The organism is Shimia sp. MIT1388, from assembly GCF_047124445.1.
Taxonomy (GTDB): domain Bacteria; phylum Pseudomonadota; class Alphaproteobacteria; order Rhodobacterales; family Rhodobacteraceae; genus Shimia.
In genome coordinates, this window is sequence record NZ_CP138921.1 from 2,205,379 (window position 1) to 2,218,328 (window position 12,950).

The window sequence follows — 12,950 nt, forward strand, 5'->3', positions numbered from 1 at the left end:
TACTTGACTGAATTACTCAGCCTTCAAATCCGAGCATTTTACTTCCATAGAAACCGACAAAAACGCTCACCTGCGACTGTCTTGCAGTTGCAAGTCGTCCACCCGAATTTTACCTAAGAAAAAAAGGAGTTCGGCACATGGCCACCTTGCCCCCCAAATTTGATGTGACCCGCGATGACATCACTCGCGTTGTAGGTGCATTCTACGAACTCATCCGCCAGCACCCCGGATTGGGGCCTGTGTTTGCCGTGCACGTCGATGATTGGCCCAAACATGAGGCCAAGATTGTCGACTTCTGGGCCAATGCAATTCTGCATGAACGCTCCTACGATGCGAATCCCCTCAAGGTGCATCGCGACGCGGGCAATGTGCGCCCCGGCATGTTTGAAACCTGGTTGGCGTTGTTTGACCTGACCCTACGTGAAGAGTTGCGCGAGGATCAGGCCGCGGCCTGGTCGGCCCTGGCCCATCGCATTGGCCGCAGCCTGCGCGCCGGTGTGGTCGAAAAGATGAAAGGCCCGGGCGGCGTGCCTATCCTGCGTTAAACAAGCTGCCCACGCCGTAAGCGATTGCCGCCGCCACACCACCAATCGCCAGGGTCTCCAACCCAGACCGCCACCACGGGTCAAGCGACCACTTTGCCTTCATTGCACCAATGCCAAAGAAGGTGGCGCAGGTCAGAACGGCAGACACCCGAAACGCCTCTGGCACGCCAAACAGAAACGGCAGCAGGGGGATCAACCCCGCAACCAAAAACGCCAGAAACGTCGCAACCGCCGCACGATGCGGATGCGGATCAACGCCCGCAAGGCCGTACTCCCCTTCCAGCATCAGCTGAATCGCGGCCTCCTCATTGGCCACAATCGCATCCGTCGCCGCCTCCAGAACCTCTCCGTCCAGCCCTTTCAGACGCAAGATTTCCCGAACCTCCCGCCGCTCTCCACGCGGATGCTCCACCAGATGCCGCTTCTCAACCGCCCGCAAACGCTTGGCATCATCCAGCTCCGCCTTGGTACCCAAGAAATTGCCTGCCGCCATGGAAAACCCGTCCGCAAGCACATTGGCAATGCCCAGCGCGACAATCACAAAGGGGGACAGCCCCGCCCCGGCCACACCGGCGACAATGGCAAAGGTCGTAACCGACCCATCAATCCCACCATAGACCACATCCCGCAAAAGTCCCCGCCCCGGCGGGTTGGCAATCCGGTCTTCAATCTCTTGTTGGCTATGCCCGTGGGTTTGGCTCATACCGACAGGCTAACAAGCGCAAAGGCTGCCGTCTTTGCGCCTTATCAAATGGCCAAGACACTAAGTTTCGCCGGTGCCCTTCGTGAACAGCCCGGTCAGAGCACGTTTTACCAAGCCCGCCACCGAGGGCCGACGCCCGTCGCCAAACGGCAAGGGTCGGCACACTTCCATGGCGGCCACGCCCACACGCGCCGTCAAAGCCCCGTTCACGATGCCCTCGCCAAAGCGCCGGCTCAGCTTCGCCAGCGCCCCACCTCCAGCAATGGTCCCGATCAGGTCATCGCCCGCCGCCACCGCGCCGGTCGCCACCAGATGCGTCATCACCGCCCGGAACAGGCGCCAACTTCCCAGCGTTCCGGACCTGCCGCCGTAAATCTCCGCGATCCGCCGGATCATGCGCACATTGGAGGTCAGCGCCGCCACCACATCCGCCAAGGCCAATGGCACCAGCGCCGTCACCGCCGCCACCTGCCGCGCCGCCGCCTCCACTTCCAACTGTGCCGCCTTGTCCAGCGGCAGCATCAATTCACTCTCCGCCAAGGTCATCAAAGCATCTGCATCCAGCACCTCATTGCGCTGTTTTGCGAGACTGTCCCGGCCCCAGGCCAAATCCTCTCGCCCGCGATAGAACCGCAACAGCTCATCCACAATGTCGCGGGCCTGCCCCATCTCGTGGCTCTGCGCCGCCGCATCCGCGCGGGCTTTCAGGCCGTCCACCCGCTTTAGCCGTGCCAGACCGGCCAGCTCTTTCAAGATGATCAACACCGCCAGCAACAGCACCGCGCCGCCAATCCCCGTGACCGCCCAGCCCAGATAGGGATTGCGCGCCACCAGCCCCGTGGCGAAGTCCCAAGCGGCCATGGACACTGCCGCGCTCAGGAACATCCCCACCAACGCCCAGAACCACCGCGTCAGCCGACTTGGCTTACGCGCAGCCAATTGCGCCGCCACCTGCATCGCCTGCCCGCTGGGCGCTGGCGCGTGCACCTCCGGCACCGGCGCGGCATTGGCCACCTCCGGTGCTGCTTGGTCCTCAAGCTCGATCAAAACCGGCCCGTTGGTCATTGGTTGATCTCCTGCACCCTGCGCCACACAAACCGGACGTCCGGCAATTTCTCATCATTGCCAGCCCCATCGGTGAACTCTTTCGCCACAAAACCGTGACGCTCATAAAACCGGCGGGCCCCTTCATTGCTTTGAAAACACCAAAGCTGGAGTGCATCGCAGTCCGCCTTGGCCTGCGCCAACAACGTCGCCCCGACCCCACGCCCCCGCGCGTCTGGTGCCAAATACAGTGCCGTGACCCAATCCTTGTCCCGCGCCACAAAACCCGACACGCGCCCCGCACCATCAGCCACCCAACAGTCCGATGTCTTAGTGAGGTGCTTACAAAACGCTTCTGTGTCGGCCAAGGTATGCAATACGGGCATCCAAGGTGTGTCCTCTAGCCAGCCTTGCAGGATTGCCGCCATGGCTTTGGCATCCCCCTGTTCAGCTTTGCGCACCACACCGCTCACAGCATATCCCCAATCAAAAACTGCGCCGCGCGATCCATCCGGATATGCGGCGGGCCGTCGCCGGGCCGCAACGTGTTGGCGGCGGGCGCAAATTTCATCACCTGATAGTCCTGCTCAAGCCATTTTTCCGCACCGTCTTTGGCCGGGTTGAGCAACGCGCTGGCATCCTGCGGCAATGCACCGGGATAAAACGCCGCCTGCCGCCCATCTTCCAACAAACGCCCGCGCACACAGTCGAGCTTACGCCCTTCATGTGTCACCGCTTCTTCCACCGTGGCCCGCAACGACGCCAAGGAAAGCGCCTCCGTGCTGGCTCCGGCAAACTGCGCCCGATCCGCCGCTTCACGGGTCAGCGCTTGCATGATATTGGTCAACTGCGGGTGTTGGCTGTGATGCAAATGGTCCGCCTTGGTCGCGGCAAACAGGATTTTCTCCACCCGTTTGCCCATCAACAACCGCTTCAAAAACGCATTCCGTCCAGGTCGAAACGCCGCCAGCGTATCCGCCAGACCGCCGCGCATGTCTTCCACCGCGCGTGGCCCTGCATGGATCGCGCCCAGCACATCGACCAACACAACTTGCCGATCAATGCGCGCGAAATGGTCTCGAAAAAACGGCTTCACCACCTGCGCCTTATAAGCCTCAAACCGCTTCTCAAAGGTCCGCCACATCGAGCGCCGCCCCGGTTTCTCCACCGCCGCCATCGGCGCAAATGTCAAAACCGGCGAGCCAGCCAAATCTCCGGGCAGCAAGAACCGCCCCGGTGTGCAATCCGAGTAGCCGACACCGCGCGCCGCGTGCAGATATTCAGTGAAAGCCGCCGCCAAAGCCTGCGCTTTTGGCTCGTCCAAATCAGCGCCGCCATCCATTGCCGACACCAGCCCGAGGTATTCCGCCGCCTCATCACGCCCTTGGAGACGCTCCAAAACCTCCGCACTCCAATGCGCAAAGCTCTTGTCCATCAGGCCAAGATCCAGCAGCCACTCCCCCGGATAATCCACGATATCCAGATGAACGGTCCGCGCGCCCTGAAAGCCGGACAACAGCCCATTGGGCCGCACCCGCAACGACACCCGCAACTCGCTGATCGCCCGCGTGCTCTCCGGCCACTGCGGGCTCTGCCCAGTCATCGCCGCCAAATGCGTTTCAAAATCAAACCGCGGCACCAAATCATCCGGCTGCGGCTGCAAAAACGCCGCTTCAATGCGGCCTTCGGCATTGGCCACCAGCTGGGGCATCCGCCCGCGATCAAGCAAATTCGCCACCAGCGAGGTGATAAACACCGTCTTGCCCGACCGCGCCAAACCGGTCACGCCCAGCCGCACCACCGGCTCAAACACGCCCGTGACAGCATCAGAGGCTGCTTCAATTTGACGGGCGACGCCGTCCGCAAGTGTGGAAATGACCAAGCTTTTGGCCCCTTTACATGGTTCGCCCCCAACCTAAGCGTGCCCCCCAGCCATTTCCAGTGGGCAGAAAGGCTTCAATTTCCCCGCCCAATCGGCTATCGCACGCGCCATGCCCAGATACGCCTTGCAAGTTGAATACCACGGAGCCCCTTTTGCCGGATGGCAAAGGCAGGCGGACCAGCCTTCTGTGCAAGGCGCGATTGAAGAGGCTTTGGCGAAACTTGAACCGCGAGAGCACACCATCGCCGCCGCGGGCCGCACCGATGCGGGCGTGCATGGGCTGGCACAAGTGGCCCATTGCGACATGGAAAAAGACTGGGATCCCTTCCGCCTATCAGAAGCGCTGAACTTCCAGCTTAAACCGGCCCCTGTGGCGATCATCAACTGCGCCAAAGTGGCCGATGACTGGCACGCGCGGTTCTCGGCCACCGAACGGCGTTATCTCTTCCGTATCCTCATGCGACGCGCCCCAGCCACACATCAGGCTGGCCTAGTTTGGCAGGTCAAACACGAGTTGGACCCGGAAGCGATGCAGGCAGGGGCGGACCGCCTGATCGGCAACCACGACTTCACCACCTTCCGCAGCTCAATTTGTCAGGCCGCCAGCCCGCAGAAAACACTCGACGAACTCCGCATCGAACATGTCGACACCATTGGCGGCCCGGAAATCCATTTCCACGTTCGCGCCCGCTCTTTCCTGCACAATCAGGTGCGTAGCTTTGTCGGCACCTTGGAACGCGTCGGCGCCGGTGCATGGACACCAGACGACGTGACCGCCGCTCTGGAAGCAAAAGACCGCGCCGCCTGCGGCCCGGTCTGCCCGCCACAGGGGCTGTATTTGGCGGGTGTCACCTACCCGGACGCGCCGTTTTAAGCGGTTGCCGGGCTGGCCTCTTGTAGACGCAACCCCATCAAAAGCGCAGCACCAAAAACCACGTCGATCCCGGCAAACACCAGCAGCAGCGGCTGTCCGGTTTGGGCAAACGCCCACAGCAGCGTGGCCGCCACCCACAGGCGCAAGCCGCCTTCGAACACCCCAATCTCACGTGAGACATTGCGCCAGCGCCACACCGTCCACCCGGTGCCAATCACGCCCAACAGCTGCACCATCATCAACTGGATCGGGTCAAATATCGGCCAGACATCCCCGCCCAGCAGCGCATTAACCTGCCCCATGGTCGCCAAATGCTGCACATTCACAAACGGCAGCGCAAACGGCAACAGCGCCAAGATATCATAGCCGCAGACGGCTTTTTGCAGGGTCACATATCGGCTGGGTGTCATGTCTCTTTATCCCGTCATTCGCCTGCCCAGGCATCACCTTCCGGTGGCCAGCAACTGCAGGCTTCTGTATTGAACTCACACCCGCCACTAGCCCGCCGCAAATCTCAAAAGAACGACACGCCACGTCCAGGCTGACCGTTATCCAACACCAAGAGCCAACCGTGTCCGAAAAATCGCCAGATCGCCGCATCGCCCGCACCCAGAACGCCCTGTGGGCCGCACTCCAGAGCCTGCTGCAAACACACAGCTGGGACGACATCACCATCAAAATGATTTGCGAACGCGGCGACGTGGCCCGCTCGTCATTCTATGCGCATTTTGACACCAAGCTCGACCTGCTCGACTTTGGCTTCTCCACGGTTCTGGCTGACCTGCTGCCTCTGGCGGACACCAACACCACCGCGTCCGGTACTTTTGTCACCACTGATTGGATGGTGGACCACATCCTGGAGAACCCCGGATTCTTCATGCGGGTGTCGCGCAGCCAATCTGACGTGGTGCTGTTTTCCCGCTTCACCAAAGCCCTCGAAGGTTTGCTGGCTCGCGAACTCACCGCGATGGGCATTACCGCACCGGCCACAACCGTGACCTTTTGCATCGGCGGCGCTTTTGCGGTTGTGCGCGACCACATCGAAACCCGCGCAGCCACAGCGCCCGCCACCCTGAAAGCCTGTCTCGCGGATCAGGTCTGCAAAGCGTTGCCTTAACCCGCTTTCTCATTCCCAAAATATCCCGGGGGAGCGCTTGCCATCGCAAGCGCAGGGGCTGGCCCCCTCCGCACACCGCAGATCAGCAAAACAAGGCCGACACTGGACCTGCCCCAGGGGAAACCCTTGACCTTTTGGTGCAAATAACGCCTAGCTGCGCCCCACCAGAACTTAGTGAGGCCCAGTATGTTTCAGCCTGCCATCACCGGCACCGGTGTTTTCACCCCAGAGCAGATCATCACCAATGACGAGCTTGTGGAGGCCTTTAACGCCTATGCTGATAAGATGAACGCCCAGAACGCCGAGGCCATTGCCGCGGGCGAGATGGAGCCGCTGCAACATTCCTCCAGTGAGTTTATTTTCAAGGCCTCCGGCATCGAACAACGCCATGTGCTGGACAAAGAAGGTGTTTTGAATCCTGACGTGATGCACCCGCTTCTGCGCCAACGCAGCGACGATGAACCGGGCGTGATGACCGAAATGGCGCTGGATGCCTGTGGCAAAGCGCTGGCGCAGGCCGGCGTGGACGCGTCCGAGATTGATCTGGTGATCTGCGCCGCCTCCAACATGGAGCGCGCTTATCCGGCGGTGGCGATTGAAATTCAAAAGGAATTGGGTGCTGGCGGCTTTGCCTTTGACATGAATGTTGCCTGTTCTTCCGCTACCTTTGGCCTGCAAGCCGCCGCCGACATGATCCGCTCCGGTTCTGTGCGCAAAGCGATTGTGGTGAACCCGGAAATCTGCTCCGGTCACCTGGAATGGCGCGACCGCGACTGCCACTTCATCTTTGGCGACGTTTGCACCGCCACCGTGATTGAACGTTCCGAGGACGCCAAAGGCGCCTATTTCGAGATCATCTCAACCCGCTGCGCCACGCAGTTCTCCAACAACATCCGCAACAACAACGGCTTCCTGCGCCGCTCCCGACCGGATGGTGTGGTGGACCGCCGCGACATGCAGTTCATGCAAAACGGCCGCAAGGTCTTCAAAGAAGTGGTGCCAATGGTGTCCGCCCATATGCTGGCGCATATCGAGGCCGAAGGTATGGCACCGGACGACCTGCGCCGCCTCTGGCTGCATCAGGCCAACAAATCGATGAACGACTTTATCGGCAAAAAGGTCCTGGGCCGCACGCCGGAAGGTGATGAGCAACCCAACATCCTGCAAGACTACGCCAACACGTCCTCAGCGGGCTCAATCATCGCTTTCTCGAAATATTCGGCTGACTTACAGCCCGGCGACCACGGCGTGATCTGCTCCTTTGGTGCGGGCTATTCCGTTGGATCGGTGCTTGTGAAGCGCCATTAACACGCGAACGATTCGCATTTCTCGGTATACCATGGTGCGCAGACTGCTATTTTCAACAGTCTGGATGTCAAAACCTATCACAATTGGCAGGTGCGGTAACATTGGTTGCCAAGTTGTGAACAAGAGACAGTAAGATCAATTTGCGCTAGCATGGTCCTTGGAGGGAGCCGTTGTCTCGTCGTGATGCTTCCCCAGGCATTCTGAGACAATGGGTTCGTGAGGTGATAGTCTGCTGATCCCCTTCCACTCTGCGCTGTCCCGTGCGGAGGTTTACATGCACACCCGTGCACATTTTTCCCTATAGGTCTTTTTATGACGAAGGGTGGTCCGAGGATTTGGGCCACCCTATTTCGTTGCGGAGACCGCCTAACGATGCCAATAGCGCGCCTTTGTGGTGGTGGGTACGCCCATCTCCACAAGGATGCTGCCATCATCGTCACTCATCCGGTGCAGCGGGTCTTCGACCAGCCCGGCACTCATCGCCAGCGCCGCCAGATCCGCCCGATTGGAGAGGCCGGTCTTGCTCAGGATGTTGTTCATACGCTGGCGCACCGCAGACACGGACACCCCTAATCGCTCGGCAATCACCTTATCCTGCAAGCCACCGCCAATCATCTCCAACAGCTCCCGCTGCTTGTCGGAAATCTTGTTCCGCTCGGTAAATTCCGCTGCAAAATGAGACAGATAAGTCTGGTGCCCCATCATCGCCACCGCCTGCAAAACCCAGCCATGGGTCTGGATGATGTGCTTCATCTCGCGCTTGCTGTGATCGCCGCAAAAGGTGATCAACGCCGCCTGGGGTGGGGCGTGCGACCGTAACGGGATGGAGAACCCTGCCCGCATCCCGCGCCGTGCGGCTTCTTCCAACACCTCATGACGGGCTTGCGGCATGTGGTGGTACTCGTCGAGAAACTCCACTCCCACCGCAATTGGCGTCAGATGATGCAGCGCGTGCATCCGGAAGTAACTCCACTTAGCCACGTCCGGGTCTTTGTTGAAGGTGTTGAGCCAGGTGCTGTCATAAGACGTGCGAATGAACAGCGTCTTCTTCCAGTCCTCAAAATTGCTCGCGCTGATGAAATCGATGAAGGGCAGGTTCAACGTCCGCCCCACCTCGACAATCAGCGTCCAGACCTCCGCCGAGCTCTGCGTGGTTTCCAGATCCACCAGAAACCCTTGTAGCAAGTCCGGAATGTGACGCTCCGCTTGCAAAAGCGGTCGGCGCCCGGCGGGGTCGCGCATCGCTTAAACGGATTCCTCTTCGAGGTGCAGTTTCATATCCACCAGCACCTGCTGCAGCGCCACGGTCTCCCGCAACAGCCGCTTGGCTTCGGTCACCGTGATGATGCCGTCCTCGATGGATTGGTTATATTCCGCCATCAGCATCGCAAACCGCTGGCTCAGTGCGATCACATCAGAGTTGACCCCACCTTTGTCGTCAGAATTGCGCCGCCGCTTGTCATGGCTCAGCGAGTTGCCTTTCAACTCCGCCAGAGCGGCCGTCACATGCGGATAAGACGCCGCTTCTTCCAGCGCCGCCACAGCATCAATTGGCATAAACCGATCCGCATGTTCGTCGTGGCTGGAATAATACCGGCCCAGCGTGGCTTTGGATTTCCCGGTCAGCTCACAGGCCGCCTCGATTCCAACGTCTTTTACCAAGGCCTCGGAGTGTTTCTTTAAGTAGCTATCCACCACGCTCATATGTCTTCCCCAAACCGTGTACTCTTTAGACCTCCCCCTAAAAACGCGGTCTGACGCCCTTAAGGGGAAAGCGGTCAGTCTTTTCCCATATATCGCTTAACCCGAATTTGGCATTTGAGAAAGACCGGATGCATTACATCCGACTGTGAGTGAATCGGATATTGATCCGAAAGTATTAGTTTTCCGGCGGGTGGGCCGGACCAAAGGAAAACGGTGCGTGGTCTGTCACCCACATGCCGTTGGCCATTCCGGCCACGCGACCCGGCCTCATCATCCCCATGGCAATGCCACGATGCGACGGGTCGCGTTTCACATTTAGGACGCGCACGACGCGGCACCAATACGACGCCTCAAATTTTCCGTATCAATCTGCGCAACGCGTTCTTGATCCTTGCCGCCAATGCGGCCTATCACGCCGCCATGGCCAAGCTCTACTTCAACTACTCCACGATGAACGCCGGCAAATCCACCGTGCTTTTGCAGGCGTCTCACAACTACCGCGAACGCGGCATGCAAACCTACTTGCTGACCGCGCAACTCGATCACCGCGCCGGAGAAGGCCGCATCGCCTCTCGCATCGGTATCTCCGACAAGGCTGATACCTTTGATGTTGCCACCAACCTATTCGAGGTGCTCAAGAAACGTCTGGCGGCGGGTCCCTTGGCCTGTGTCTTCATTGATGAGGCGCAGTTCCTGAGCGAAGACCAAGTCTGGCAGCTGGCCCGCGCAGTGGATGACCTGAAAGTGCCGGTGATGTGCTACGGGCTACGCGTGGATTTTCAGGGCAAACTCTTCCCCGGCTCCGCCGCGCTTCTGGCGCTGGCAGACGAAATGCGCGAGGTCCGCACCATTTGCCATTGCGGCAAGAAAGCCACCATGGTGGTGCGTCAAGATGAGCATGGCAATGTGTTGCAGGAAGGGGCTCAGGTGCAGATCGGCGGCAATGAGAGCTACGTGTCCCTCTGCCGCCGCCATTGGCGCGCCGCCATGGGCGACTCCGCCGAAGACTAGCGCCTGATTACACCAGATTGGGTGGGGTCTCGCCCTGCTCATAGGCCAGCAGATTGTCCACCGCCATCAGGCCCATCTGCGTGCGGATTTCCAACGCGGCCGTGCCGAGGTGCGGCAACAGCGTGACATTGTCGAGCTTGCGCAATGCATCTGGCACGCGCGGCTCAAATTCATACACATCCAGCCCAGCGCCACCAATTTCGTTGTTTTGCAACGCTGCCACCAAGGCGCTTTCTTTCACCACTTCCCCACGGGAGATGTTTATGAAATGCGCATGGCTCTGCATCGCGCCAAAGACCTCGGCGTTGAACAGATGCTGCGTTTCCACGCCGCCCGGCACCGCTGCCACCAGAATATCCACCTGCGCCGCTAGAGCCGCGAGATCCTCGATGCGCTCTGCTTCGTAAGGCAGGTCTTTCTCCGAGCGGTTCCAATATTTCACCGCCATGTCAAAGCCATAGTGGCAGCGTTGCGCAATCGCCTGACCAATGCGGCCCATGCCCGCGATGCCCACGGTTTTGCCGGTTACATGCAGCCCTAACATCTGTGTGGGGTGCCAGCCTTTCCACTGACCGCTGCGCACCAGCCGTTCGCCTTCGCCCGCACGGCGCGCGCTCATCAGGATCAGTGTCATCGCCACATCCGCCGTCGCGTCCGTCACTGCGCCAGGCGTGTTGCTCACCAGCACATTGGCTTTGGCCGCCGCCTCCACATCGATGTGATTGTACCCCACGCCGAAGTTCGCCAACAGCTTGCAGCGCGGCGTTCCGACATCCGCAAACACCTGCGCATCAAATGCATCCCCCAGCGATGGCAGCACCATGTCAAAGTTACGCAGCGCGTCACGCAACTCGTCACTTTGCATCGGCATATTGTTGAGCCGCACCGTGGTCTGAAAGGTCCCGCGGGCCTTTTCAAGAACCGCATCGGGCAAAGGGCGGGTGATCAAAAGACTTTTCAATGTAGGCGTCCTCCATTTGGGACCGGCCCATCCGGGCCTATCAATGTGATGTCACCGGCGTCATCCGGCAGGCCCAGCACCAGCACCTCGGACATGAATTTTCCGATCTGACGCGGAGGGAAGTTCACCACGGCCAGCACCTGTTTGCCCAGCAACGTCTCTGGGTTGTAATGCGCGGTGATCTGCGCAGACGTCTTGCGTGTGCCCAGCTCCTCGCCAAAATCAATCCAAAGCTTGATCGCAGGTTTGCGCGCCTCTGGGTAAGGCTCCGCCTGCACCACGGTGCCCACACGCACGTCGACCTTCAGAAACTCGTCAAAATCAATTTGATCAGCCATTGCCCAGCTCCCGGCTGCGCTCTGCGGCGGCGCCGACGGTTTTGATCATCAACGGCGGCAAGCCATCGGATGTGTCCATCAAGACCTCCAAACCGGCTTGTGTGGTGCCATTGGGGCTAGTCACGTTCACCCGCAACTGATCCGGTGTTTCCTCTGCCGTTTCGGCCAGCGCGCCTGCGCCCGCAACCGTGGCTTTGGCCAGCGCCATGGACAACTCCGGCGACAGCCCCTGCGCCTCGCCTGCCGCAGCCATACATTCGATCATATGAAACACATAAGCTGGCCCCGACCCACTCAGACCGGTGACCGCATCCATCTGGCCTTCGTTTTCAAGCCGCACCACCTGCCCAACGGCCTTCAACAGGCCTTCGGAAGCGTCCAGTCCAGCGTCGCCCGCCGGGCCATTGCCGACAATCGCGGTGATGCCCTTGCCCACCGCTGCGGGGGTGTTGGGCATAGCGCGCACAATGGGTGTCTGATCGCCCAAAATTTGCTCATAGGTGGCGATCGACACACCCGCCGCAACCGAGACAAACAACGTGTCGCCATTACCCATCGCCGCCAGCACTGGCAGCGCGTCCGCCATCATTTGAGGTTTGACCGCAATAATCACAATCGCCGGCGCGGCAGGTAGATCCGCGTTCACATGCACGCCGCTGCCCTGCACCCAATCGCTTGGAAACGGGTCCTGCACCCAAACGCTGCTTGCGGGCAATCCGTCCGCCAGCCAGCCTTGCAGCATGGCCGACCCCATCTTGCCACATCCCAGCAGCACCAGGCCCCGTTTGGCCACGTCGTCGATGTTCATGATTGCCCCCTCTGATCCTTTTGGGGGCAAGTGTTACGCCCGGCCGTAGGCCTCTGCAATGGCAACTTGCATTGCATCTTTCACACTTCTGTTGCCCCAGACCACAAGCTGGAACGCCGGATAAAACCGTTCCGCATTCTGCAACGCGCCTCGGATCAATGTGTCGATCTGATCCGGGCTGGCCATCTGCCCGCCGCTCAGCACCAGACCATAGCGGAAAATCATCAGCTGCTGCTTATGCCAGTAGGTAAACGCCCCGGCCCAGCACTCGTCATTCACCGCGTTGAGCGTCTCATACAGCGCAGGCAACTTGTCCTCTGGCGGCTCCGCTTCATAGGAACACACCAGTTTGAGCGTTTCGTCATAGGCGGACCAGGCCAGCGTGATAGAGTAGGTCTTCCACTGGCCTTCCACCTCCATCGCGATCTGATCGTCTGCGATGCGCTCAAAATTCCAGTGTCGCACTTCGGCGATGTGCTCGACGATGTCGATCGGATGCAAGTCTTCTTCGAGAAACTGCTCTGATAATGCCATAGCGCCACCTCGTTTTTGTATCGCGCCGAGGGAGTGGCAGCTCCCTAACGCTTGGTGCCTGCTCTAGGACCTGTGGATAACTTCACCGCCCTTACAAGATATGGTGCTGCGTCAGGTTGAG

The 12,950-nt window shown here is 59.9% G+C and carries 17 protein-coding genes; 5 read left to right on the forward strand and 12 right to left on the reverse strand.

Annotated elements, in window-relative coordinates; all coding sequences use genetic code 11:
• Nucleotides 1-137: 137 nt before the first annotated feature.
• Complete coding sequence (locus tag SIB92_RS10920) at nucleotides 138-545, forward strand: group III truncated hemoglobin (RefSeq protein ID WP_412552096.1); 408 nt, start codon at nucleotides 138-140, stop codon at nucleotides 543-545.
• On the opposite strand, the gene SIB92_RS10925 is transcribed toward SIB92_RS10920, so the two are convergent.
• The 4 genes from SIB92_RS10925 to SIB92_RS10940 are packed head-to-tail and all read right to left on the reverse strand — an operon-like array spanning nucleotide 532 to nucleotide 4,174.
• The gene (locus tag SIB92_RS10925; RefSeq protein ID WP_412552097.1) at nucleotides 532-1,248 is read right to left on the reverse strand and encodes a VIT1/CCC1 transporter family protein; all 717 of its coding nucleotides are present in this window, start codon (nucleotides 1,246-1,248) and stop codon (nucleotides 532-534) included. The two genes, SIB92_RS10920 and SIB92_RS10925, sit on opposite strands and share 14 nt — an antisense overlap.
• Nucleotides 1,249-1,308: 60 nt before the next feature.
• Nucleotides 1,309-2,313, reverse strand: coding sequence for a YcjF family protein (locus SIB92_RS10930; RefSeq protein WP_412552098.1), 1,005 nt, complete (start codon nucleotides 2,311-2,313; stop codon nucleotides 1,309-1,311).
• Complete coding sequence (locus SIB92_RS10935) at nucleotides 2,310-2,765, reverse strand: N-acetyltransferase family protein (protein WP_412552099.1); 456 nt, start codon at nucleotides 2,763-2,765, stop codon at nucleotides 2,310-2,312. Before SIB92_RS10935 ends, SIB92_RS10930 begins: the two co-directional genes overlap by 4 nt.
• On the reverse strand, nucleotides 2,762-4,174 hold the full coding sequence (locus SIB92_RS10940) for a YcjX family protein (RefSeq protein WP_412552100.1): 1,413 nt from the start codon (nucleotides 4,172-4,174) through the stop codon (nucleotides 2,762-2,764). The genes SIB92_RS10935 and SIB92_RS10940 overlap by 4 nt, the downstream gene beginning before the upstream one ends.
• A 109-nt stretch (nucleotides 4,175-4,283) precedes the next feature.
• On the opposite strand from SIB92_RS10940, the gene truA reads away from it, so the two are divergent.
• Nucleotides 4,284-5,048 carry a tRNA pseudouridine(38-40) synthase TruA gene (gene truA, locus SIB92_RS10945; protein WP_412552101.1) on the forward strand — a complete coding sequence of 255 codons (765 nt, stop codon included), beginning with the start codon at nucleotides 4,284-4,286 and terminating at the stop codon, nucleotides 5,046-5,048.
• Here truA and SIB92_RS10950 read toward each other — a convergent pair.
• Nucleotides 5,045-5,458, reverse strand: a complete 414-nt coding sequence (locus SIB92_RS10950) for a hypothetical protein (RefSeq protein ID WP_412552102.1) — start codon at nucleotides 5,456-5,458, stop codon at nucleotides 5,045-5,047. The two genes, truA and SIB92_RS10950, sit on opposite strands and share 4 nt — an antisense overlap.
• A gap of 161 nt (nucleotides 5,459-5,619) precedes the next feature.
• On the opposite strand from SIB92_RS10950, the gene SIB92_RS10955 reads away from it, so the two are divergent.
• Both SIB92_RS10955 and SIB92_RS10960 read left to right on the forward strand, forming a co-directional pair.
• Nucleotides 5,620-6,165 carry a TetR/AcrR family transcriptional regulator gene (locus tag SIB92_RS10955; protein WP_412552103.1) on the forward strand — a complete coding sequence of 182 codons (546 nt, stop codon included), beginning with the start codon at nucleotides 5,620-5,622 and terminating at the stop codon, nucleotides 6,163-6,165.
• 186 nt (nucleotides 6,166-6,351) lie between these two features.
• Nucleotides 6,352-7,473, forward strand: coding sequence for a beta-ketoacyl-ACP synthase III (locus SIB92_RS10960; protein WP_412552104.1), 1,122 nt, complete (start codon nucleotides 6,352-6,354; stop codon nucleotides 7,471-7,473).
• 366 nt (nucleotides 7,474-7,839) lie between these two features.
• Here the strand turns inward: SIB92_RS10960 and SIB92_RS10965 are convergent, their stop codons facing one another.
• From SIB92_RS10965 to SIB92_RS10975, 3 genes are all read right to left on the reverse strand, one after another.
• Nucleotides 7,840-8,715: a helix-turn-helix transcriptional regulator gene (locus SIB92_RS10965; RefSeq protein WP_412552105.1), complete on the reverse strand. Its 876-nt coding sequence runs from the start codon at nucleotides 8,713-8,715 to the stop codon at nucleotides 7,840-7,842.
• A gap of 3 nt (nucleotides 8,716-8,718) precedes the next feature.
• Nucleotides 8,719-9,177, reverse strand: coding sequence for a hypothetical protein (locus SIB92_RS10970; RefSeq protein WP_294113065.1), 459 nt, complete (start codon nucleotides 9,175-9,177; stop codon nucleotides 8,719-8,721).
• A gap of 175 nt (nucleotides 9,178-9,352) precedes the next feature.
• On the reverse strand, nucleotides 9,353-9,505 hold the full coding sequence (locus SIB92_RS10975; RefSeq protein WP_412552106.1) for a hypothetical protein: 153 nt from the start codon (nucleotides 9,503-9,505) through the stop codon (nucleotides 9,353-9,355).
• A gap of 92 nt (nucleotides 9,506-9,597) precedes the next feature.
• Between SIB92_RS10975 and SIB92_RS10980 the strand changes: the two genes are divergently transcribed.
• Nucleotides 9,598-10,188, forward strand: coding sequence for a thymidine kinase (locus tag SIB92_RS10980; protein WP_412555827.1), 591 nt, complete (start codon nucleotides 9,598-9,600; stop codon nucleotides 10,186-10,188).
• Nucleotides 10,189-10,195: 7 nt separating this feature from the next.
• On the opposite strand, the gene SIB92_RS10985 is transcribed toward SIB92_RS10980, so the two are convergent.
• From SIB92_RS10985 to SIB92_RS11000, 4 genes are read right to left on the reverse strand one after another with little or no spacing between them, the layout of a single operon-like run.
• Nucleotides 10,196-11,149 carry a 2-hydroxyacid dehydrogenase gene (locus tag SIB92_RS10985; protein ID WP_412552107.1) on the reverse strand — a complete coding sequence of 318 codons (954 nt, stop codon included), beginning with the start codon at nucleotides 11,147-11,149 and terminating at the stop codon, nucleotides 10,196-10,198.
• Nucleotides 11,146-11,487, reverse strand: a complete 342-nt coding sequence (locus SIB92_RS10990) for a tRNA-binding protein (protein ID WP_412552108.1) — start codon at nucleotides 11,485-11,487, stop codon at nucleotides 11,146-11,148. The genes SIB92_RS10985 and SIB92_RS10990 overlap by 4 nt, the downstream gene beginning before the upstream one ends.
• Nucleotides 11,480-12,295, reverse strand: coding sequence for a pyrroline-5-carboxylate reductase (gene proC, locus SIB92_RS10995; RefSeq protein WP_412552109.1), 816 nt, complete (start codon nucleotides 12,293-12,295; stop codon nucleotides 11,480-11,482). The genes SIB92_RS10990 and proC overlap by 8 nt, the downstream gene beginning before the upstream one ends.
• A 33-nt stretch (nucleotides 12,296-12,328) precedes the next feature.
• On the reverse strand, nucleotides 12,329-12,829 hold the full coding sequence (locus SIB92_RS11000) for a YbjN domain-containing protein (protein WP_412552110.1): 501 nt from the start codon (nucleotides 12,827-12,829) through the stop codon (nucleotides 12,329-12,331).
• Between the last annotated feature and the right edge of the window lie 121 nt (nucleotides 12,830-12,950).